The organism is Rahnella perminowiae (genome assembly GCF_019049695.1).
GTDB lineage: Bacteria > Pseudomonadota > Gammaproteobacteria > Enterobacterales > Enterobacteriaceae > Rahnella > Rahnella perminowiae.
Window position 1 is genome coordinate 66,409 of the sequence record NZ_JAFMOT010000186.1, and the last position, 22,433, is coordinate 88,841.

A 22,433-nucleotide genomic window follows, 5' to 3' on the forward strand; every position below is an offset into this window, starting at 1 on the left:
CCACTTTTCAGGTGGGGTTATTCTTTTCTTCTTCATATTCTGCGCCGTGGCTGCAAGGGGTCATCACGCTGTCACTCTTTCCGTCCACGCATCGCTGTATTGAATGTTGCCATCTACAAACTTCCAGGTGATTTTTTCGTACATCATGGAGACTGACTCCATGTGGTTCATCCGCGAGTTACCAGCCATGCGAATATTTGGCACGCCCGGATTTACGCCGGTTATCTTCACGCCCTCCATAAGAACAATGAAGTAACACACCTCCTGACCGGCATCATTGATGGAATAGAAACGAACCTCTGCACTTTTAAGCGTCTGCCCAGTCGCCACAGCTTTGTACAGATACGGACTTGAACTGTCGGTCTCTTTCTCAAACATGAAAGCAGAATGAGAACGCGGGCCAGTGATTTTGCCAGAAGCTGGATCAACAGGCAGATTAAGCCCGTGGCTCATTCCAATAACCTCTATACTGCCCTCACGGCCGTTGACGTCAACGGATCCTTTGATGTCTGCACCACCATCATCTTTAAGCCATAGATACGGGGGATCGGCATTTTATTCTCTCCTTATTTTTCTTATGAACTTCATGGTTAATAAATAAATTATTGCTGTAATTCCCATTACAATTACCAAATCTATATAAAAATATGTGTCATCAATATTCTCTGCGCCTAATTCACCAGCACCATGAATTAAACAGCCTATTTCCAGAACAAATTCATAGCTCAGCCAACAATAGGGGTCGCCTAATGCCCGACCCACAACAGCGGAAATTAAAATGAAAAAAAACAGCTTAAATAATTTTATAATCAGTGGGTTAATATTACGGGCAAGCAGTGCCATTGGTGATCACCTCAATAACGCCATATGCTGATAAATTTGTCCCTTTCACCTTAAAAGTTTTTTCTCTAAGTAATGCGTTTTTTATCATTGCGTAGTCAGACTGGTGAGCAAGCGTGATACAGCCATCGGAGATGGTGCCGGGATGGAGTCGAAATCCTCCCCGGGCAACTTTATTGAAAAAAGTTTGATCATCAATCACTTCATCCGAACGGTACAAAGCAAACCATTCAGTATGATCAACGTGGTAGTAAAACGTGCTCTTATACTTATCTATGCCCCATGCCCTGAGCTGGTTGGCTTTACTGCCTCTTGGCCTATCGACAACGTAATATTTGCCCGCTGGTAATGGCCCATTATTTATAATTGCTCCGCACCCGCCACGGTTGCGATAGGCACCATTACCAGAAAACGCGAGAAACGTCCCCAACCCAGGAAAACTCAACGGCGAATAATCAGCATTGTTTATTACAAACTTTCCATTTAGTGCCATCCCAAGCCCTTACGCTCCAATTTAGGTGAGATAATTCTATTCCCTTATTTATTTATTTTTGGGGTTTTATTGTTAATAATTGCTTAATTTACACTTCACACTTGGTGACGATGCCATTCTGATATTTGTTATACCTAATCCCGCAAAGCGACAACATAAAATTAATCACATCGGGCCTGAGGAAATCCAGACCCTTTTTGTGCCAGAAACAGGGCTTATACTTTTCTTCGCTGGTTCAAATCACTCAGCAGCGCATCAATATGCTCATCGCCAAACATTTCCTCCAGCGTCCGCGACAACTTGCGCCGCCAGTTGGGGTATTCGGTATTGGTGCCCGGCACGTTCACTGGTGTGGACATGTCCAGCCAGTCTTCCGGTTGCAGGCCCAGTAATGCGCTGGCACTGCCCGCCAGATAACGTTGTAAACCCCGGTTGAGCAGCGGTGTCATTGGCATATTTTCAGCACTGCGGCTGGTCGATTTCGGTACACATTGTTTCAGATGCAGCGCATTAAGAAGCCCCTGCTTGCTACGTTCGCGCTCCCCGCGCAGTTTTTCCAGCACGTGCGGATCCGGGTATATCCCCAGAGATGCGCCCAGTGTTAAATCACCGCCTTCCCAGTAGCCCCGCAACGTGGGTAAGTCATGCGTGGTCACGGTCGCCATCGCTTGCGAAACATAGTCTTCCGGCGGGTGGTACCGGAAGTTTTTATCGTGTTCGAAATACAACACTTTGTAGGAATACACGCCGCTGTCACGCAGACTGGCGAGGATTTCTTTCGGCACGGTGCCCAGATCTTCACCAATCACCATGCACCGATGCCGCTGGCTTTCCAAAGCCAGTACGCCGAGTAAATCCTCCAGCGGGTAACGGACATAGGCACCGCTGCCCGCGTCCTGGTCAGCAGGTATCCACCACAAACGCAGCAACCCCATGACATGATCGATACGCAATGCGCCGCATTCCGCCATATTTGCCCGTAGCAAATCAATAAACGGCTGATAGGCACGGGCTTTCATTTCGTGTGGATCAATGGGTGGAAGCCCCCAGTTTTGCCCCTGAGGTCCGAGAATATCGGGCGGCGCGCCGACTGTGGCATTCAGACAATACAGCGCCGGATCGGACCAGGTTTCCGCACCGCCTTGCGCCACGCCCACCGCCAGATCGCGGTATAAACCAACGGGCATCCCCAGCTCCACGCTGCGCTGATAACATTCAGACAGCTGCGTATGCGCCAGCCATTGCTGCCACTGATAAAACGCAATTTCACCGGCGTAACGCTCACTGAATTCATGTACGTCTGCACTTTTCGCATCGCGATAGGCATCCGGCCACACCGGCCATCCCCACTCGCCCAGCCCCTGATCGCGCAGATGCACATGCAATGCATCGAACAGTGCTTGTTGCCGCAGACTGTCACCGCCTTGCGCCACGAACTGACGGAAATCCTGCTTACGCGTACTGTTTTCCGGCAGCCCGCAAAACAGCCGCCATGCCAGTTTCAGCGCCGCCAGTTTCAGTTCCATCACCCGCGGATAATCAACAAACCCGGCGCTGCGCACCTGCAATAACGCATCACGCGTCTCAATAGAATGCCACCAGGTTTGTGCCTCGCTGCTGCTGGTAAATTCCTCCACGGCACTGACATCGATATAGGTCAGATTCAGCCAGCGGCGGGACGAGGGACTGTACGGGCTGGCACTTTGTGGATTCGCCGGGTAGAGCGCGTGTATCGGATTCAGTCCGACGAATGCCCCGCCGCGCTGGCCGACTTCTTCGACCATTTTTTTCAGGTCACCAAAATCGCCGACGCCCCAGTTATTCTCCGAGCGCAACGTGTAAAGCTGAACGGTCGCGCCCCACAGTTTTTTTCCTGCCAGCAATGCTTCAGGCTCATAACAGCGCGGCGGCACAACGATTATCCGGCAGGGCCAGACGTTGCCGTTTTGCGATAACGTCAGCAGGTGATAGCCGGCAGGCAGCAACACACCGAGATCCAGCGCCTTGCCTGCGGCGATCTCACCCTGTGTCTGGCTGTCATTTTCCTGCGTCAGTTGCCAGCTAAATACACCACTGACTGCCGGTGTCACCAGCACTTTTTTGCCTTGCGTAAATACTTTAACGGGCGGCACAGGTGTAACCTCCGGCACATAAGCCGGATCACGCCCCATAGCGGCCAGCAAGGCGACACGCGTGTCATCGGACACTATTTCCACGTCATCCGTCATATTAATGAAACTGTCTACAATGCCTGCCCGGCGCGCGGCCTCAGCAAGTTGCTTATTCTCCATATCGGCTCCTATCTTTTAGCCTGCCAGATGCGTTGCTGGTAATCGCGGACGGAGCGGTCGGCGCTGAACATACCTACGCGGGCCGTGTTGAGCAACGTACGGCGTGTCCATTCATCGGCATTACGGTAAAGCGTATCCACTTCTTTTTGTGCCTCGCAATACGCGGCAAAATCCGCCAGCACCAGATACGGATCACCGCCATCGAGCAGACTGTTCAGCATCAGATCGAAGGCTTTTTTGTCACCATTGGCATAAAAGCCGCTGGCAAGCTCATCGAGAATCGATTTGAGATGTTTGTCCTTTTTGACCCACGCTTTCGGCTTATAGCCTTTTTTCAGCTGCGCTTTCACTTCATCGACCGTCAGACCAAAGATAAAAATATTATCCTCACCGACCTGTTCGGCAATCTCGACGTTTGCGCCGTCGAGCGTACCGATAGTCAGCGCACCATTCAGCGCCAGTTTCATGTTGCCGGTGCCGGAGGCTTCCTTACCGGCAGTTGAAATCTGTTCCGACACATCCGCCGCCGGGATCATCAGTTCTGCCACTGAGACACAATAATCGGGAATGAACACCACTTTAAGACGATCGGCGACGATCGGATCATTGTTGATCTTCTCCGCCACCTGATTGATCGCATAGATAATGTTTTTTGCGAGGTAATATCCGGGCGCAGCCTTCGCACCAAACAGAAAAACGCGCGGCACGATATCCAGCTTAGGGTTATCGCGTAACTGGCGATACAGCGAAAGAATGTGCAACAGATTGAGATGCTGACGTTTGTATTCGTGCAGACGTTTAATCTGCACATCGAAAATCGCCTCGGGATTAAGCCTGATGCCCATGCGCTGCCAGACATATTCCGCCAGCCGCACTTTGTTATCGTGCTTAATTTTGCGGTACTGTTTGCAGAATTTTTTGTCTTTGACGCCGTCTTCCAGACCTTTCAGCAGGTCAAGATTGTTGACCCAACTGTCGGTTTTCAGCCGTTCATCAATCAGCGCCGACAGCGCCGGATTACACTGTTTCAGCCAGCGGCGTGGCGTGATGCCGTTGGTCACGTTATGGAACTTTTCCGGCCACAACTGGTAATATTCCGGGAACAGATCTTTAACCACCAGATCTGAATGCAGCGCCGCAACACCGTTTACGGCAAATCCGGCAACCACGCACAGATTCGCCATACGCACCTGTTTGTCATGATGGACAGCAAGCTTCGCCCAGACCGCCTCGTCGCCGGGCCATTGTTTGCTGACCCGTTTCTTAAAGTCAGCATTAATCTGTTTGATAATCTGAAAATGACGCGGCAGCAGACCGCGCACCAGACGCTCGTCCCAGGTTTCCAGCGCTTCCGGCATCAGCGTATGGTTGGTATATGCGAAGGTACGGCTGGTGATACGCCACGCGTCATTCCAGCTCAGCTGATGTTCATCGATCAGTACGCGCAGCATTTCAGGAATGGCGATAGTCGGATGTGTATCGTTGAGCTGGATAACTTCATAATCTGGCAACTCGCTGATTTTACGACCCAGGAAATGGTGACGCCGCAGGATATCGGCCACCGAGCAGGCACACTGGAAATACTGCTGCATCAGTCGCAGACGTTTACCGGCCTGATGGTTGTCGTTCGGATACAGGACTTTGGTGAGTTTGGCGGCATCGATACCCTGTTGTTCGGCTTTCAGAAACTCGCCGTCATTAAACTTTTCGAGATCAAACGGATGAGGATGCGTGGCTTCCCACAAGCGCAACGGTTGCGTGATGCCGTTGCGATAACCCATTACCGGCAAATCCCAGGCTTCACCGCGCAGGGTAAATTCCGGTTCCCAGCGTGAAACGCCCTGCTCATTCTTTACAATTTTACCGCCAATACCGACATTTACCGCCAGCGAGCTATTATGGCGGAACCACGGATATTCGCTGCGATGCCAGTCGTCCGGTGATTCTTTCTGTTTACCATCGACAAAACGCTGGCGGAATAAACCGTACTGATAATTCAGGCCGTAACCGATACCAGGTTGCCCGACCGATGCCATTGCATCGAGATAACAGGCCGCCAGCCGCCCCAGCCCGCCATTTCCCAGTGCCGGGTCGATTTCTTCTTCCAGCAGATCGGTCAGGTTGATATCAAAAGATTCCAGCACAGTGGCAATTTTTTCATACCAGCCGAGATTAATCAGGTTATTGCCGGTCAGACGGCCGACCAGAAATTCCATCGAAATATAGTTAACGTGGCGGGTGATTTTTTTATTCTTACTGCTGACCGGCTCGCTTTGCGGGGGAAGTTGCTCAGCAACGGCGGCACTGACGGCATGCCACCACTGGTGACGGGTCATATCAGAAGCTGAAGTAAGTCCGAACGCTTGCCACTGGCGGGTGAGTGCTGACAAAAAAACATCTTGCTTGAACGTGATCTTCGACATAGGGCAGTCTCTTTTCTGTCTGAGGGGACGGAATACTTCCGTGAGAAAAAGCCTGATTGCAGTAAAAAGCGTGATCCCAATATCTATGTATAAACCCTATGCTGGAAAAATGCTCACTGCGGGAGAGGGAAAAAATGCATGAAATCATGTCGAAGGGGTGACGGAGATACCATTAATACCCCATCCCTGCCTCCCCTGCGAAGAGGGAGTTGAAGTGGAGTTTTAATGGCCTCTCAATAGCTATTATTTCTGCCCGTAATACGCATCCGGCCCGTGTTTACGGCTGAAGTGCTTGTGCAATAAATAATCATCCATCGGCAATAGGTCGCGCCGGATTGTACCGGTGATCCACGCCATTTTAGCCACTTCTTCCAGCACCACAGCGTTATGTACCGCCTGCTCCGGCGTAGTGCCCCAGCAGAACGGACCATGCTGGGCAACCAGGATGCCCGGCATATGCAGCGGATCGGTGCCGGTCAGCGACGCGGCGATCACCTTACCGGTTTCCAGTTCATACTCTCCGCCGACCTCCTGACGCGACAATGGTCGTGTGCACGGAACGGCACCGGCAAAATAATCCGCGTGCGTGGTGCCGAGCGGCGGGATGGCGATCCCGGCCTGCGCCCATGACGTCGCATAGGTCGAATGAGTATGCACAATACCGCCCAGCTGCGGAAAACGGGCGTACAGCTCAAGATGCGTTGCGGTATCTGAAGACGGTTTGTAATGCCCTTCCACGATGCCACCTTGCAGGTTCAGCACCACCATGTCACGGGCCTGCATTTTCTCATATTCCACACCGCTCGGTTTAATGGCAACCAGGCCGCGTTCGCGGTCGATACCGCTGACGTTGCCCCAGGTAAATGTTACGAGGCCAAAAGCCGGTAGCGCCATATTGGCTTCAAACACGCGTTGTTTCAGGGCATCCGTCATAAGGTGTCCTCCATGTTCAGCCCGGCTTTTTGCATTTTATCGATCACCCAGGCGCGGGCGTTGCGCACTTCCTGTATCGGATCGGCAGCGGTTTCACTCCACATTTCGATAAGATACGGCCCGCGATAACCGCTTTTTTTCAACGTCGCAAAGCAGCGTTCGAACTCCACCACACCGCTGCCGAAGGGTACGTTTTTAAATATGCCGGGCTGCGTGTCTTTAATATGCACGGCAACGATATGCCCCGCGCCACTTGCCAGTTCCATCTGCACGTCGTTATCCCATGCCGACAAGTTGCCGATATCAGGGTAAAGCTGAAACCACGGATTGTTCAGATAATGTGTGTAGCCGAGCGCTTTGCTGATCGAATTCATCAGCGGATAATCCATGATTTCCATCGCCAGCGTGACCTGCGCACGGCTGGCCATTTCAACCGATGTCTGTAAGCCATCGCGAAAACGTTCACGGGTATTTTCATTAGCCTGCTGGTAATACACGTCATAACCGGCAAGCTGGATCACGCGGATGCCTAAATCCTGCGCCAGCACGATAGCCTTGCGCATGATTTCCAGGCCCTGATTGCGGGTTTCATCGTCTTCGGCACCAAGCGGAAAGCGTCGGTGTGCGCTCAGGCACATCGACGGAATGCGGATGCCGGTATGCGATATTGCCTCCACCACCCGCAAACGTTGCCCGCGTGACCAGTCAAGCCGTGCCAGCCGGTTGTCGGTTTCATCCACCGACATTTCAACGAAATCGAAGCCCAGTTCTTTCGCCAGTGTCAGGCGCATCAGCCAGTCTTCGCCCGCAGGCAAGGCTTTTTCATAGATACCGAGCGGAACGGCTTTATGCATCATGCGGTGTTCCTTAGCCCCAGAGCTGGCGAATGGATTTTTTAAACTGACGTGCTGCATCAACCGGATCTTTGGCGTCGCGGATGCTGCGACCGGCGATAAAGACGTGCACAGGAATGTCTTTAAACAGCGGCAAATCTTCCAGTGCCAGTCCTCCGGTAATGGTCACTTTGAAACCCATGGCAGAAAGATGTTTAATCGCCGTGATATCAGCATCGCTCCAGGCCACACCGGCGGCCTGCGCGTCGCGGCTGCGGTGATAAACCACCTGCTGAATGCCTGCGTCACGCCATTCCTGCGCCTGCTCCCACGTCCAGTAACCGGTCAGTTCAATCTGCACGTCGCCGTTGAATTCTTTCGCCACTTCCAGCGCACCTTTGGTGGTGTTGATGTCAGCACAACAAATGACCGTCACCCAGTCAGCATTAGCTTCGAAGCACATCCGCGAGAGAATTTTTCCTGCATCCGCGATTTTGGCATCGGCCAGCACAATTTTTTCCGGATACAAAGCCTTAAGGTCGCGTACCGCACGCACACCTTCGGCGACGCACAAAATAGTACCGACTTCGATGATGTCGACTTCACCGGCGATCAGACGCGTGGTCTTGTAAGCGTCGTCCATTGACTGGTTATCCAGCGCCACCTGCAACATAGGTAATGAATGAGACATAATGAATTCCTTCTCTGCTAATGAATTAGTGAACCGCCGTGGCGGAGGTCAGGTCGATCAAATCCAGTACCTGTTGCGCGGTGGTACAGGCGCGCAGGCGGTCAAAATTGGCTTCATCATCAAAAAGGTTTACCACCTGCATGATGCCAATCTCCTGATGTGCGTTGGCATCCACTGCGGCCAGAGTGATAAGAATATCCACCGGATCGTTATCTTCGTGGTTGAACACCAGCGGTTTTTTCAGTGTCACCAGCGCAAAGCCAGTTTTAATCACACCTTCTTCCGGGCGACCATGTGGCATGGCAAGCCCGGGCGCGATCACGAAATACGGTCCGAAACGTCCGACACCATCCAGAATCGCCTGGTAATAACGCGGCTCAACCACACCCGCGACGACCAGCATATCGACGCCAATTTTCACCGCGTCCTGCCAGGTTTCTGCCTCAGCATTCAGGCAAATCGAGTTATTTTCAGCCAGTGAATCTCTCAGTTTCATGGCATGTTCCTTATTTTCTCAGATCAGCAGAAAAATGAGCGTTGATGACGGCCATCACTTTCGGGCCGAAGTCCGCCGCCGACAGCATATTGCGGACACCGACCACATATTTATTGCCGCTGACAGTAATTTCATCCGCCACGTGGGTAGACGCGACGATAATGTCCGCACTGCCCAGCTCTGATTTGTATTCACCCACTGCGCAACTGTTCATGGTGTGGTCCACACCCTCCTGTGTCAGGAACTGACCGATTTTCATCTTCATGATCATCGAACTGCCTTGCCCGCAACCGCATACCGCCAGAATTCGTACTGTCATGGGAACCTCATTGGTTTGTGAGAAGTCATTAGTGAGAAGTGGATTGATTAAGGGTTTGTTTTTCCGCGTCTTCTTCAGCGCGCAGTGCGCGACCGGCAAAAAACATATACAGCAGTGCGATCACCGCGATAATGCCCATAAAAGCAATGCCGATACTGAAAAAGCCCTGCATCATTGGCGGTGCCAGAATCGACCAGTCGGCCATGCCCATCCAGGCACTCAGGCCGGTGAGTTTAATGGCCCATACACAGCCGAAAATTTCGATCATTCCCATCACCAGACAGATTTTCAGCGCTGCGCGCCAGCCGCCGAAGTGGTTGGCAAATACGCCGATAGTGGCGTTGGAGAAGAACATCGGGATAAAGCCGGGAATAATCATGATCGAAGAGCCCATGCCGAACAGAATGCCGACGGCAATCAGCTGGCCGATAGTGCCCCACATAAAGCCCCAGACCACGGCGTTCGGTGCAAAGCTGTAGATGGCCGCACAGTCGATGGCCAGAACGGCACCGGGAATTAAGCGTTGAGAGATGCCGTTAAAGGCTTCGGTCAGTTCAGCGACGAACATCCGCACGCCCTGAATGATGATGAAAATCGCCACCGCAAACATCAGACCGGTTTGCAGAATGTAGATGGTCCAGTGAGTTTTTCCGGCCATTTGCTGCAGGGTGTCGAGGCCGAAGGAACACAGGATGATGCCAAAGAACACCGTCATCACGATGGCGGTGGAGACGATATTGTCATGGAAGATATTCAGCCAGCCGGGCAATTTGAGGTCTTCCACGCTGTCTTCTTTTTTACCGAGATATGGCGCGATTTTATAGGCTATCCACGACGCAAATTGCTGCTGATGACCTATCGAGAAACCGCTGTTTTCAGTCACCGCCTGCGTCGGTTTGTACATCATGTTTGAGGTGATGCCCCAGTAGAGCGACACCAGAACGGCCGTTGACCAGATGGTCGTCCACATCGGATAGCCCATGATGAAGAAGAACACCGCAATCAGCCCCGCCTGCTGGAACATGATGTGCCCGGTGAGCATGATGGTGCGGATGCCGGTGATACGGCGGAATATCACCATCAGGATATTCAGTGCAAGGGCGATCAGCACCGCATATCCGACCCAGCTGTAAGCCTCACCCATGCGTTCGACTGTTGCCATCATTGAAGCGTAGGTGTCTGAAATGGCACCATTAATGCCATACACTTCTGAAAGTTTCGCCACCACCGGTTTGAACGTCCCCGTGAGAATGCCGGAACCTGCCTGTAGCAACATGAAGCCGATGATGGTCTTGATCGTGCCCTTGATGATCACCGTGGCGCTCTTTCTGAGCAGGATGTAACCGAGCATGGTCACAATACCCAACAGCAGCGGCGCGTTGGTCATTACCTGATTAAAAAATACGGTGAAGATGGTGTAGAGGAATTCCATAAGACTCTCCGTCTGACCTTGTTTGATCTCTTCAACGCGCTCACACATCAAACTTCGCGCTAAAAAGTGAGGGACAGACGCACTTTAATGCTCACATCGAATCAGATAAAGATTCATAATGATTATTTGTGAGCAGTCTCGCAAGATATCCTCATGAGCACGAATTTATTTCTGCATCCTAAACTTTATATTTATTCGATATTTCAGTTATATAACTCTATAAAAAACATCTCATCATACCCTAGATCCGGTCACTCCCCCTGCTGGCAGGCATTTCTTGCCGTGGAAAAACCCGCTTTAAAATCATTGTCACAATGAATTTTCAATGATAACTTCCGCACAAATAAATCACATTTAATCATTAAATGATTTATTGTGATTCTATTTTCAAAGCAAATTCAAATGAGGAAATATTATGAGCAAAGTAGAAACGATCAGCCGCGAGTCCTGGATCCTCAGTACCTTTCCGGAATGGGGCACCTGGTTAAACGAAGAAATCGAGCAGGAAAAGGTCGCGCCGGGCACGTTTGCCATGTGGTGGCTGGGCTGCACGGGGGTCTGGCTGAAATCAGAGGGCGGTGCGAATATTTGTGTCGATTTCTGGTGCGGCGTCGGCAAGCAAAATCACAGCAGCCCGCTGATGAAAACCGGCCACCAGATGCAGCGCATGGCCGGTGTGAAGAAGCTACAGCCGAATCTGCGCACCACGCCGTTTGTGCTCGATCCCTTTGCGATCAGGGAGATCGACGCAGTGTTATCCACTCACGATCACAATGATCATATTGATGTGAACGTCGCCGCTGCCGTCATGCAAAATTGTTCTGCCGACGTGCCCTTTATCGGCCCGCAAACCTGCGTGGACTTGTGGATGAGCTGGGGTGTACCGGCAAACCGGTGCATCGTGATGACGCCGGGCAAAGTGGTGAGAATCAAAGATGTGGAAATCCACGCGCTGGATTCTTTTGACCGCACGGTGCTGATCACCCTGCCCGCCGGCCAGAAAGCTGCGGGCGTATTACCCGATATGATGGATCAGCGTGCAGTGAATTATCTGTTCAAAACGCCGGGCGGAAACCTGTATCACAGCGGCGACTCGCACTATTCCAACTACTATGCCAAACACGGCAATGAGTACCAGATTGACGTGGCACTCGGCTCGTACGGCGAGAACCCGCGCGGCGTGACCGACAAAATGACCAGCGTCGATATGCTGCGTATGGCGGAATCACTGAGAACCAAAGTGGTGATCCCGTTCCATCATGATATCTGGTCTAATTTCCAGGCCGATCCCCAGGAAATACGTGTGCTGTGGGAGATGAAAAAAGACCGTCTGAAATACGGCTTCAAGCCCTTTATCTGGCAGGTAGGCGGCAAATTCACCTATCCGGATGATAAAGATAATTTCGAATATCATTACCCGCGTGGTTTTGACGACTGCTTTAGCACAGACACGGATTTACCGTTCAAATCCTTCCTGTAAGACATCTTTCTAAAAGGCGGAGGCAACAGACTCCGCCTTTTTATTAACAATGTAATTGCCATTACTGCTCGTTTATAATCACGCGGTAATCACCTATTTACCTGCGGAGCCACCATGACTGAGCCACAACGCCACAATGCCATTCTCGATCTGCTACAACGCCAGGGGCAGATTTCCGTTGCCGATGTGATTGATCAATTTGATATTTCACCGGCCACGGCGCGTCGTGACATTACCAAGCTCAATGAACTGGGGAAGTTGCGTAAAGTGCGCAACGGCGCGGAAGCCGTTAATCAGCCACGTCAGAACTGGACACCGCTGAATATTCACCAGACGCACAATCTCAACGAGAAAATGCGTATCGCTAAAGCAGCAGCCGAACTGTGCCTGCCGGGTGAAAGCGTGGTGATTAACTGCGGTTCGACGGCATTTCTGCTGGGCCGTGAAATGTGCGGAAAAGACATTCAGGTCATCACTAATTATCTGCCGCTGGCTAATTACCTGATTGAGCAGGAGCACGACAGCGTGGTGATCATGGGGGGGCAGTACAATAAAAGTCAGTCCATTACGCTGGCACCTCAGGACGGCGACGCCAGTCTGTATGCGGGGCACTGGATGTTTACCAGCGGTGCCGGGCTGACCCCCGACGGCCTGTACAAAACTGATATGCTTACCGCAATGGCCGAACAGAAGATGCTCAATTATGTGGGAAATCTGGCGGTGCTGGTCGACAGCAGCAAAATCGGTCAACGTGCAGGCATGTTGTTCAGCCGCACCGAACAAATTGATGTGCTGATCACCGGCAAAGAAGCGAATGATGAAATCATCGGACAGTTACGCCAAAAAGGCGTGAAAGTGATCCTGGTTTAACTTTATCCCTTCTCTTTGTCTGGTCTTAGTTGTGCCATTATTGGGTAGAATGTGGGCATCACCTTTTATGAGGCACGACCAGAATGGAACAATTTGAAGCAATCAGCGTAGAACAAGCCCGTAACCGCCTGACAGCTGGCGAAGCGGTGATGGTCGATATCCGCGACCCGCAAAGCTTCGGCGCAGCACATGCACCGGGTGCCTGGCATCTGAGTAACGACAGCCTGCCTGAATTTATTCAGCAGACCGATGCCAAAACACCGGTGCTGGTGATGTGCTATCACGGTATCAGCAGCCGCGGTGCCGCACAGTTTCTGATCTCTCAGGGTTTCGAATCGGTCTACAGCGTTGACGGCGGTTTCGAAGCCTGGTCAAAAACTTTCCCGCAAGATATTGAAGTCTGATCCTCTCTTTATTTGTCCCTGGCGCAAGCTATAGTCTTTATAACCAGGCTATCGGGTTTGCGCCGAAAATATTCTTAAGCCGAAAAAGCTACATTTCTCCAGTGTTGATATAATTTCCGCCTACTATCGACAGGATTTCAAGATGAAAAATCTGAACACTTCACGTTCTTTAGGGTTGCGTACGCTCGCCGTTCATGGTGGACAGCAGCCCGATGCTCTGACCGGCGCCATTGCCACGCCAATCACCGCCGCATCGGCATTTTCATACCCGGATTTCGACAGCGGCGCACGCCGTTTCAGCGGTGAAGAACCGGGCTATATTTACAGCCGTTTCGCCAATCCGACCGTGGCCGTTTTCGAACAAAAACTGGCAGCGCTCGAAGGCGCAGAAACCGCCGTCGCCTGTGCCAGTGGCATGGCGGCGATCAGCGCCACGCTGTTTGCCCTGCTGGTTCCCGGCGATGAAATCATTCATATCGGCACGCTGTACGGCGGTACCGAAGGCGTAGTGCGTAATTTGCTGCCGCGATATGGTATCAAACCGGTTCACGTTGCGAATGTGAATGAACTGGAAGCCGCATTCACCAAAAATACCAAAGTGGTACTGGTGGAAACTCCCGCTAATCCGGGGCTGGATATCGCCGATCTGGCAGAAATCGCGCGTCTTTCCAAAGCGGCCGGTGCGGTCAGTGTGGCGGATAACACTTTCGCCACGCCGTACCTGACACGTCCGCTGGCGCTGGGTATTGATATCGTTCTGCATTCCGCGACCAAATACATCAGCGGTCATGGCGATGCGACCGGCGGTGTGGTGGCCGGTTCGGCGGCGTTGATCACGCCCATCCGTACCCTGAGTCTGAAACAATTTGGCGGTAACCTGAGCCCGTTCGAAGCCAGTTTGCTGATCCGCGGCCTGAAAACACTGCCGCTGCGCGTCGAAGCCAGTTCGCTGAGCGCACAGGCGGTGGCGGAATTCCTCGACAGCCACAGCGCGGTAGACACCGTGTTCTATCCGGGGCTGAAACAGCATCCGGGACACGCCACCGCCTCACGCCAGATGAAACTGTTTGGCGGCATCATGGCGATTGAGCTGAAAGGCGGGCTGAACGCCGCACGGACTTTCCTTGATAAGCTGAGCATTATCACGCAGGCGGTCTCGCTCGGCGACACCGATTCGCTGGCCTGCCATCCGGCATCCACCACGCACAGCGCCGTCGCGCCGGAAGTCCGCCGTCAGAGCGGTATCACCGACGGGCTGGTGCGCATCAGCATCGGTATCGAAGACACCGAAGACCTGATTGCTGATCTGCAACAGGCGCTTGAAGGGCTTTAAGGGCTTGATTTTGCAACACCGTCATCCGGCGGTGTTGCAAAAGACTTCGATCCTCATCACATCACTATAATTTTCTATTCGCAGATAACCGCACAGCATGCCTAAATTCCCCTCCTTTATCCTTCTGACGTTATAATCGACATCCCCCACGCTGGCAGATAAGGTATTGCCCTAAAATGACGGCAACAAATCAAACAATTAGGGAAACCGCTTAACGCTATGGTGCGCATTCTTAATCTGAACAACCCCCGCCTCGCTCAGGCTTTTGTCGATTACATGGCAACGCAGGGTTTTACGCTGACGATGAAACATGAAAGTCAGGAAGTGCAGCTCTGGCTGGAAGATGAATCCCGCCTGGAAGAAGCCGAAAAGCAGGTGGCGCTGTTTGTGCGCGATCCACTGCATCCGCGCTATCAGGAAGCCAGCTGGAAAACCGGCAAGGCGCAGCCCAATTTGCGGATGTCACATACACCTTTTCTGAAAACCCTGCGCAGCCGCGCCGGCCCCCTGACGATTGGCATGATTGTGCTGAGTCTTGCAGTGTTTATCCTGCAACAGATGGTCGGCGACGAACTGGTGATGAACTGGCTGGCCTGGCCGGACAGTTCACGCGTTTTCCAGTTATGGCGCTGGTTCACTCCGGCTCTGATGAACTTCTCCTTTATTGCCCTGCTGATTAATCTGGCCTGGTGGTGGTATCTCGCCAGCCAGATTGAGATGCATCTGGGCAGCGGCAAACTGTTTACCGTGACTCTCATTTCAGCCCTGATCAGCGGCTGGGGCCAGTCAATGGTCAATGGTTCGTGGTTCGGTGGTTTGTCCGGTGTGGTTTACGCGCTGATGGGTTACGCCTGGCTGACCGGCCAGCTGAAACCGGAAAGTCGTCTGTACGTCCCCGGCGGATTACTGGTCATTTCGTTGATTTTCATGTTCATTGGTTATGCAACCGGCGGCGCGGCCGTGTCGAATGCCGCCCATGCGTTTGGTCTGGGTCTCGGCCTGGTCATGGCATTTGTTGATACGCGCACTCCGCGCAACAAAAAAAGTAAGTAGGGGATTCGGGTGAAACAAACACAACGCCATGATGCCATTATCGATTTAGTTCGCCAGCAAGGCTATGTCAGTACCGAAGAACTGGTGGAACATTTTGCAGTCAGCCCGCAGACTATCCGCCGTGATCTCAATGATTTGGCTGAACAGAATAAAATTCACCGTCACCATGGCGGCGCGGCCTTGCCGTCCAGCTCAGTGAATGCGGCATACAACGACCGTAAAGTGATGTGGTCGGAAGCGAAAGCACGTATCGCCGAACGCGTCGCCAGCCAGATCCCTGATGGCTCAACGCTGTTTATTGATATCGGTACCACGCCGGAAGCCGTGGCACATGCACTGCTTAACCATAAAAATCTGCGCATCGTGACCAATAATCTGAACGTTGCGACACTGCTGACGGCCAAGGAGGATTTTCGTTTATTCCTCGCAGGCGGCGAAGTACGTGCCCGCGATGGCGGTATCATGGGCGAAGCAACGCTGGATTTCATCTCACAGTTCCGCCTTGATTACGGCATTCTCGGCATCAGCGGCATTGATATGGACGGTTCACTGCTCGAATTCGACTATCACGAAGCCCGTACCAAACGTGCCATTATCGAAAACTCCCGCTGCGTTATGTTGGTAACCGACCATTCCAAATTTGGTCGCAATGCGATGGTTAACCTCGGCAAAATGGATCTGATCCATTATCTGTTCACCGACAAACAGCCGCCGGACAGCGTGAAGCAAATCATCGATAAGTACGACGTACATCTCGAACTCTGCTGATTTTCCTGGATTTAGGGAGCGTCGCTCTGGCGCTCCTGCTTTTCTTCCCCCCCATCCGCCAGACCAAAACGAACAATTTCGAAAAATTCCACGCGTAGCAGCGTTCGGTTTCGTCCTCCCTTTACCATTTTGCTCGAAACCGCCACAAAAATGTTACCTCCATCACGCATAATTGTTTTTATTTGGTTAACGCTTGGCTTGTATGTCGATTCTCGATTACAATCATGAGCGAAAACGAACATAAAAGAGCTATTGCGAACATCTGGAGGAAGATGACGTGGAAACCAAAGACTTGATCGTAATTGGTGGCGGTATTAATGGTACCGGCATCGCAGTAGATGCAGCTGGCCGCGGGCTGTCTGTTCTGCTGCTTGAAGCGCAAGACTTGGCCTGCGCGACCTCTTCGGCCAGTTCTAAACTGATCCACGGTGGCCTGCGCTATCTGGAACATTACGAATTCCGTCTGGTCAGCGAAGCGCTGGCCGAACGTGAAGTGTTGTTGAAAATGGCACCGCATATTGCTTTCCCGATGCGTTTCCGTTTGCCACATCAGCCGCATCTGCGCCCGGCCTGGATGATCCGCGCCGGTTTGTTCCTGTACGACCATCTGGGCAAACGTACCAGCCTGCCGGCCAGTAAAAGCCTGAAATTCGGCAGTGATTCTGTGCTGAAGCCAGAACTGACCAAAGGTTTTGAATACTCGGACTGCTGGGTTGACGACGCGCGTTTAGTGGTCGTCAACGCCCAGGAAGTGGAAGCGCGTGGCGGCGAAGTCCGCACACGTACCCGCGTGACCCGTGCTTGGCGTGAAGACGGACTGTGGATGGTGGAAGCCGAAGAGATCGATACCGGCAAAACCTTTACCTGGCGCGCCAAAGGTCTGGTGAACGCCACCGGTCCATGGGTAAAACATTTCTTCGACGACGGCCTGAAGTTGAAATCACCCTATGGCATCCGTCTGATCAAAGGTAGCCATATTGTGGTGCCGCGCGCGCACAATCAGCCTCAGGCTTACATTCTGCAAAACGAAGATCACCGCATTGTGTTTGTGATCCCGTGGATGGATGAATTCTCGATCATCGGGACAACCGACGTGGAATATCACGGCGATCCGAAAGAAGTAAAAATTGATGATAAAGAGATCGGTTATCTGCTGAAAGTTTACAACGATCACTTTAAGAAACAGCTGACCACAGAAGACATTGTCTGGACCTACTCCGGCGTGCGTCCGCTGTGCGATGACGAATCAGATTCACCGCAGGCTGTCACCCGTGATTATACCCTCGACGTTCACGATCAGGATGGCAAAGCGCCGCTGCTTTCTGTATTTGGCGGCAAGCTGACCACCTACCGTAAACTGGCGGAACACGCACTGGAAAAACTGGTGAAGTACTATCCGAAAGCCGGCCCGGCGTGGACCAAAACGGCAATACTGCCTGGCGGGAAACTCAATGGTGACCGTGATACTTACAGTGCTAATTTACGTAACCGTTTCAAATGGTTACCGGAACCTCTGGCTCGCCGTTATGCGCGCACCTATGGCAGTCAGACAGAGTTGCTGCTGAATGGTGCAACCAGTCTGGCGTCGCTGGGCGAAGATTTCGGTCACGGATTCTACGAAGCGGAACTGCGTTATCTGGTGGAAAAAGAGTGGGTTTCACAGCTTGATGATGCCATCTGGCGTCGCACCAAACTTGGCATGTGGCTGGATAAAACCCAGCAACAACGCGTTGCTGAATGGCTGGAAACACACAAACAGCAGAAGAAACATTTGTCGCTGGCGTCTTGATTTAATCAGCTCCCCCCCTTCGCAGGGGGAGGAGCTGAAAGTCCCATCTTTATTCCCGTTCTACAACTTCACCGGCTTAATGTTCCAGATCTCATCGGCGTATTCCTGAATGGTACGGTCCGAGGAGAAATAGCCCATATTGGCGATGTTATGTAACGTGCGTCGCGTCCACTCCTCCGGCAGTTTATACAGCTCATCGACTTTATCCTGCGTATCGACATAACTGCGATAATCCGCCAGTACCTGATAGTGATCACCGAGGTTGACCAGCGTATCGAACAAATTGGTGTAACGCTTCGGCTCGGCCGGACTAAAGACGCCAGTGGCGATTTGCGTCAGCACCTGATGCAGTTCGGCATCCTGCTCGAAATAGGTATGCGGGTTGTAGCCCTTGCGGCGTAATTCCTCGACCTGTGGCGTGGTGTTGCCAAAGATAAAGATATTCTCCTCACCCACATGTTCGAGCATTTCGACATTGGCACCGTCCAGCGTGCCTATCGTCAGTGCGCCGTTAAGGGCAAACTTCATGTTACTGGTGCCGGATGCTTCAGTGCCCGCCAGCGAGATTTGCTCGGAAAGATCGGCTGCCGGGATAATCAGCTGGGCCAGACTGACACTGTAGTTCGGAATGAAAACGATCTTGAGTTTGTTAGCCACACGCGGATCGTTGTTGATCACCGCCGCCACGTCATTGATCAGCCGGATGATCTGCTTCGCTGCGTAATACGCCGAGGCCGCTTTACCGGCAAAAATCACCGTGCGTGGCACCCATTCGGCGTCCGGTTCTTCGAGGATACGGTTATAGCGGGTGATGACATGCAACACGTTCATCAGCTGACGTTTATATTCATGGATGCGCTTAATCTGCACATCAAAAAGACTTTTCGGATCAACCACGATGTTCAGCTTCTGGGCTATATACAGCGCCAGCCGTTTTTTGTTGTCCAGCTTGGCCTTACGGATTGCCTGCAGGAAGCTCGGATAATCCAGATTCTGCTCCAGTTCCGCCAACTGGCTCAGATCAGAACGCCAGGTCTTACCGATAGCATCATCAATCACCGCTGACAGCGGTTTATTGGCCAGCGCCAGCCAGCGGCGCGGCGTGACACCATTGGTTTTATTACAAAAACGGTCAGGATAAACACGGGCGAAATCGGCGAACAGCGATTGCACCATCAGCTCGGAATGCAGTTCGGAAACACCGTTAACTTTATGACTGGCGATCACAGCAAGCCACGCCATCCGCACTTTACGACCGTTGCCTTCATCGATAATCGAGACCCGTGAGAGCAGGCCATTATCATTGGGGATCTTTTCCGCCACTTCTTTCAGGAAGTGATCGTTAATCTGGAAAATAATCTCCAGATGACGTGGCAGGATCTTACCGATCATGTCTACCGGCCAGGTTTCCAGAGCTTCACTCATCAGCGTGTGATTGGTGTAAGAGAAAACGTGACACACAGTTTCCCACGCGGCTTTCCACTCGAATTTATGCTCATCGATGAGCAGACGCATCAGCTCAGGGATCGACAGCACCGGATGCGTGTCATTGAGGTGAATGGCGATTTTATCGGCCAGATTGTCGTAAGTATGGTGCGTGGTGTAATGCCGGTTGAGGATATCCTGCACGGTTGCCGACACCAGGAAATACTCCTGCCGCAAGCGCAACTCGCGACCGGAGTAGGTCGAGTCATCGGGATACAACACGCGGGATACGTTCTCAGAGTGGTTTTTGTCTTCCACCGCCGCGAAATAATCACCCTGATTGAATTTACCCAGATTGATTTCATTACTGGCCTGCGCGCCCCACAAGCGCAGCGTGTTGGTGGCGTCGGTATCGTAGCCGGGAATGACCTGGTCATAGGCGCAGGCAATGACTTCTTCCGTTTCCAGCCAGCGGGTTTTGATGCCTTCATGTTGCACACGTCCGCCGAAACGCACTTTATAACGGGTGTTATAACGCTGGAACTCCCACGGATTACCGTATTCCAGCCAGTAATCCGGCGCTTCTTTTTGCTCACCGTTGATGATGCTTTGCGCGAACATACCATATTCATAACGGATGCCGTAACCACGCCCCGGCAGCGCCAGCGTTGCCAGTGAATCAAGGAAACAGGCCGCCAGCCGCCCGAGGCCGCCGTTACCTAAACCGGGATCATTTTCTTCCCCGATCAGTTCTTCCAGATCAAAGCCCATTTCATCAAGCGCGTTTTTCAGGTCATCGTAAATGCCCATCGCCAGCAGCGCATTGGAAAGCGTCCGTCCAATCAGAAACTCCATCGACAGGTAATAAACCTGTCGTACGTCCTGTGAGGTTTGCGCCCGGTTAGAACGCAACCAGCGTTCCACCATACGGTCGCGCACCGCAAACAATGTGGCGTTCAGCCAGTCGTGTTGTGTCGCAATAGACGGATCTTTGCCGATGATAAACATCAGTTTATAGGCAATAGAATGCTTAAGCGCTTCGACACTGACTGTCGGTGAGTTGTAATTAAACGGTGAAGTCATAACGTTACATTCCCGATCAAGTTAGCTGCGTTCAGGGTCAGGACAGCAGGCGGTTGTACAGGGCAATATATTCCTGTGCAGCCACCTTCCAGCCGAAATCAATACCCATGGCGTGTTGCTGGACGTGTCGCCAGTGTTTCGGTCGGCTCCACAAAACAAATGCCCGGCGGATCGCATTTCCCAGCGATTTCCCCGTTGCTTCTTCAAAGACAAAACCACTGGCTGTTCCGTCGGCCAGATTTTCCAGCGCACAATCGACCACCGTATCAGCCAGCCCACCGGTGCGGCGCACCAGCGGTAATGTGCCGTATTTAAGGCCATACAACTGGGTTAAACCGCAAGGTTCAAATCGGCTTGGCACCATAATGACGTCCGCCCCACCGATAATACGGTGGGAAAACGCTTCGTGATAGCCAAGTTGCACGCCAACCTGCCCCGGATTATCTGCCGCTGCCGCCAGAAATGCCTGTTGCAGCACCGCATCACCCGCGCCCAAAAGCGCTAACTGGCCCCCGCGTTCGAGCAAGTCCGGTAAGGCTTCAAGCACCAGATCCAGCCCTTTCTGGCTGGTCAGACGACTCACAACCGCAAACACCAGACGCGAATCATCAACATCCAGTCCCATCGCCCTTTGCAGATAGGCTTTATTGACCGCTTTGGCGCGTAAATCCTCCGCATCGTAGCGTGCCGACAGCAACACGTCATCACGTGGCTGCCAGATGGCTTCATCGACCCCGTTAAGGATCCCCGTCAGTCGCCCCTGCATTTCACGTTCCAGCAGCAAAGATTCCATGCCGTAACCAAATTCGGGACGGGTGATTTCTTTTGCATACGTCGGGCTGACGGTCGTCACGTGATCAGAATAGAACAGACCGGCTTTCAGAAAAGATATCTGGCCATAGAATTCCAGCCCGTGCATCTGAAAGAACTCGCGCGGGATATACAGCTCATCGAGATGATGTGCACCAAACAATCCCTGAAACGCCAGATTATGTACGGTGAAAATCGTCCGAACGGGCGCATTGCGGGCGCGGATATAGGCGGAACACAGCCCGGCGTGCCAGTCATGAGAATGGACAATGTCAGGCCGCCACTGCGGATCGAAATTCAGGGCCAGTTCACAGGCCATCCAGCCCAGCAGCGCAAAGCGCAAATGATTATCCGGATAGGCGAACGACGATTGATCGTGATACGGGCTACCGGGACGGTCATACAATCCCGGTACATCAATAATATAAATACCCACGCCATCAAAATAACCCAGTGAAAGGGTGACATCCCCGGCAAAGGTGGCCAGCGTACCAATCACCTGCGTTTCCCCCAGCCCTTTTTTGACGTCAGGGAAAGCCGGAATGAGTACGCGGACATCCGCGCCCTCCGCAATCTGAGCGGCGGGTAATGCACCGGCGACATCCGCAAGGCCGCCTGTTTTTAATAGCGGAAACAGCTCAGAACAAACATGTAAAACCTGCATTCG

Annotated in this window: 19 protein-coding genes and 1 pseudogene; 7 read left to right on the top strand and 13 right to left on the bottom strand. The window is 52.4% G+C overall.

Annotated features, from left to right (window positions below; translation table 11 throughout):
• Positions 1-63 precede the first annotated feature (63 nt).
• From tssD to ulaA, 11 genes and pseudogenes are all read right to left on the bottom strand, one after another.
• A pseudogene (gene tssD / locus J1781_RS20770) lies at positions 64-546 on the bottom strand (type VI secretion system tube protein TssD); the annotation flags it as partial.
• Between the two features lie 9 nt (positions 547-555).
• A complete protein-coding gene (locus tag J1781_RS20775) occupies positions 556-843 on the bottom strand; it encodes a hypothetical protein (protein ID WP_217221024.1) in 288 nt (95 codons plus the stop codon).
• Positions 824-1,333, bottom strand: a complete 510-nt coding sequence (locus J1781_RS20780) for a DUF2778 domain-containing protein (RefSeq protein WP_217221025.1) — start codon at positions 1,331-1,333, stop codon at positions 824-826. The genes J1781_RS20775 and J1781_RS20780 overlap by 20 nt, the downstream gene beginning before the upstream one ends.
• Positions 1,334-1,548: 215 nt before the next feature.
• Positions 1,549-3,624 (bottom strand): 4-alpha-glucanotransferase, encoded by a 2,076-nt coding sequence (malQ, locus tag J1781_RS20785; RefSeq protein ID WP_217234136.1) that lies wholly within the window; start codon positions 3,622-3,624, stop codon positions 1,549-1,551.
• Between the two features lie 8 nt (positions 3,625-3,632).
• Positions 3,633-6,047, bottom strand: coding sequence for a maltodextrin phosphorylase (gene malP / locus J1781_RS20790; RefSeq protein WP_217221027.1), 2,415 nt, complete (start codon positions 6,045-6,047; stop codon positions 3,633-3,635).
• Between the two features lie 243 nt (positions 6,048-6,290).
• On the bottom strand, positions 6,291-6,980 hold the full coding sequence (locus J1781_RS20795) for an L-ribulose-5-phosphate 4-epimerase (RefSeq protein WP_129991473.1): 690 nt from the start codon (positions 6,978-6,980) through the stop codon (positions 6,291-6,293).
• A complete protein-coding gene (locus J1781_RS20800) occupies positions 6,977-7,837 on the bottom strand; it encodes an L-ribulose-5-phosphate 3-epimerase (protein ID WP_217234137.1) in 861 nt (286 codons plus the stop codon). The genes J1781_RS20795 and J1781_RS20800 overlap by 4 nt, the downstream gene beginning before the upstream one ends.
• 10 nt (positions 7,838-7,847) lie before the next feature.
• On the bottom strand, positions 7,848-8,504 hold the full coding sequence (locus J1781_RS20805) for a 3-keto-L-gulonate-6-phosphate decarboxylase UlaD (protein WP_129953829.1): 657 nt from the start codon (positions 8,502-8,504) through the stop codon (positions 7,848-7,850).
• A gap of 25 nt (positions 8,505-8,529) precedes the next feature.
• Entirely contained in the window at positions 8,530-9,000 is a 471-nt protein-coding gene (ulaC, locus tag J1781_RS20810; protein ID WP_129953830.1) for a PTS ascorbate transporter subunit IIA, read from the bottom strand.
• A 10-nt stretch (positions 9,001-9,010) separates the two neighbouring features.
• Entirely contained in the window at positions 9,011-9,319 is a 309-nt protein-coding gene (gene ulaB, locus J1781_RS20815) for a PTS ascorbate transporter subunit IIB (protein WP_129953831.1), read from the bottom strand.
• Positions 9,320-9,347: 28 nt separating this feature from the next.
• On the bottom strand, positions 9,348-10,751 hold the full coding sequence (ulaA, locus tag J1781_RS20820) for a PTS ascorbate-specific subunit IIBC (RefSeq protein ID WP_217138475.1): 1,404 nt from the start codon (positions 10,749-10,751) through the stop codon (positions 9,348-9,350).
• A 415-nt stretch (positions 10,752-11,166) separates the two neighbouring features.
• Between ulaA and ulaG the strand changes: the two genes are divergently transcribed.
• The 7 genes from ulaG to glpD all read left to right on the top strand — a co-directional run bounded on the left by ulaG (position 11,167) and on the right by glpD (position 18,448).
• On the top strand, positions 11,167-12,231 hold the full coding sequence (ulaG, locus tag J1781_RS20825; RefSeq protein WP_129991475.1) for an L-ascorbate 6-phosphate lactonase: 1,065 nt from the start codon (positions 11,167-11,169) through the stop codon (positions 12,229-12,231).
• A gap of 114 nt (positions 12,232-12,345) precedes the next feature.
• Positions 12,346-13,101, top strand: coding sequence for an HTH-type transcriptional regulator UlaR (ulaR, locus tag J1781_RS20830; RefSeq protein WP_129953834.1), 756 nt, complete (start codon positions 12,346-12,348; stop codon positions 13,099-13,101).
• Between the two features lie 83 nt (positions 13,102-13,184).
• Positions 13,185-13,505, top strand: a complete 321-nt coding sequence (gene glpE, locus J1781_RS20835; RefSeq protein ID WP_129953835.1) for a thiosulfate sulfurtransferase GlpE — start codon at positions 13,185-13,187, stop codon at positions 13,503-13,505.
• 142 nt (positions 13,506-13,647) lie between these two features.
• Positions 13,648-14,838 (top strand): trans-sulfuration enzyme family protein, encoded by a 1,191-nt coding sequence (locus J1781_RS20840; RefSeq protein WP_129953836.1) that lies wholly within the window; start codon positions 13,648-13,650, stop codon positions 14,836-14,838.
• Positions 14,839-15,057: 219 nt separating this feature from the next.
• Positions 15,058-15,891, top strand: a complete 834-nt coding sequence (gene glpG / locus J1781_RS20845) for a rhomboid family intramembrane serine protease GlpG (RefSeq protein ID WP_129953837.1) — start codon at positions 15,058-15,060, stop codon at positions 15,889-15,891.
• Positions 15,892-15,900: 9 nt separating this feature from the next.
• Positions 15,901-16,659 (top strand): DeoR/GlpR family transcriptional regulator, encoded by a 759-nt coding sequence (locus J1781_RS20850; protein ID WP_013573556.1) that lies wholly within the window; start codon positions 15,901-15,903, stop codon positions 16,657-16,659.
• A 277-nt stretch (positions 16,660-16,936) separates the two neighbouring features.
• Positions 16,937-18,448, top strand: coding sequence for a glycerol-3-phosphate dehydrogenase (gene glpD / locus J1781_RS20855; RefSeq protein ID WP_129953838.1), 1,512 nt, complete (start codon positions 16,937-16,939; stop codon positions 18,446-18,448).
• A 60-nt stretch (positions 18,449-18,508) separates the two neighbouring features.
• On the opposite strand, the gene glgP is transcribed toward glpD, so the two are convergent.
• Both glgP and glgA read right to left on the bottom strand, forming a co-directional pair.
• Positions 18,509-20,956 (bottom strand): glycogen phosphorylase, encoded by a 2,448-nt coding sequence (gene glgP, locus J1781_RS20860; RefSeq protein ID WP_129953839.1) that lies wholly within the window; start codon positions 20,954-20,956, stop codon positions 18,509-18,511.
• A 37-nt stretch (positions 20,957-20,993) separates the two neighbouring features.
• On the bottom strand, positions 20,994-22,430 hold the full coding sequence (gene glgA, locus J1781_RS20865) for a glycogen synthase GlgA (protein WP_129953840.1): 1,437 nt from the start codon (positions 22,428-22,430) through the stop codon (positions 20,994-20,996).
• Positions 22,431-22,433: the final 3 nt, after the last annotated feature.

Coding starts and splice junctions, on each gene's coding strand:
- J1781_RS20775 (WP_217221024.1), bottom strand. CDS start 843: ATGGCACTGCTTGCCCGTAATATTAACCCACTGATTATAAAATTATTT.
- J1781_RS20780 (WP_217221025.1), bottom strand. CDS start 1,333: ATGGCACTAAATGGAAAGTTTGTAATAAACAATGCTGATTATTCGCCG.
- malQ (WP_217234136.1), bottom strand. CDS start 3,624: ATGGAGAATAAGCAACTTGCTGAGGCCGCGCGCCGGGCAGGCATTGTA.
- malP (WP_217221027.1), bottom strand. CDS start 6,047: ATGTCGAAGATCACGTTCAAGCAAGATGTTTTTTTGTCAGCACTCACC.
- J1781_RS20795 (WP_129991473.1), bottom strand. CDS start 6,980: ATGACGGATGCCCTGAAACAACGCGTGTTTGAAGCCAATATGGCGCTA.
- J1781_RS20800 (WP_217234137.1), bottom strand. CDS start 7,837: ATGATGCATAAAGCCGTTCCGCTCGGTATCTATGAAAAAGCCTTGCCT.
- J1781_RS20805 (WP_129953829.1), bottom strand. CDS start 8,504: ATGTCTCATTCATTACCTATGTTGCAGGTGGCGCTGGATAACCAGTCA.
- ulaC (WP_129953830.1), bottom strand. CDS start 9,000: ATGAAACTGAGAGATTCACTGGCTGAAAATAACTCGATTTGCCTGAAT.
- ulaB (WP_129953831.1), bottom strand. CDS start 9,319: ATGACAGTACGAATTCTGGCGGTATGCGGTTGCGGGCAAGGCAGTTCG.
- ulaA (WP_217138475.1), bottom strand. CDS start 10,751: ATGGAATTCCTCTACACCATCTTCACCGTATTTTTTAATCAGGTAATG.
- ulaG (WP_129991475.1), top strand. CDS start 11,167: ATGAGCAAAGTAGAAACGATCAGCCGCGAGTCCTGGATCCTCAGTACC.
- ulaR (WP_129953834.1), top strand. CDS start 12,346: ATGACTGAGCCACAACGCCACAATGCCATTCTCGATCTGCTACAACGC.
- glpE (WP_129953835.1), top strand. CDS start 13,185: ATGGAACAATTTGAAGCAATCAGCGTAGAACAAGCCCGTAACCGCCTG.
- J1781_RS20840 (WP_129953836.1), top strand. CDS start 13,648: ATGAAAAATCTGAACACTTCACGTTCTTTAGGGTTGCGTACGCTCGCC.
- glpG (WP_129953837.1), top strand. CDS start 15,058: ATGGTGCGCATTCTTAATCTGAACAACCCCCGCCTCGCTCAGGCTTTT.
- glgP (WP_129953839.1), bottom strand. CDS start 20,956: ATGACTTCACCGTTTAATTACAACTCACCGACAGTCAGTGTCGAAGCG.
- glgA (WP_129953840.1), bottom strand. CDS start 22,430: ATGCAGGTTTTACATGTTTGTTCTGAGCTGTTTCCGCTATTAAAAACA.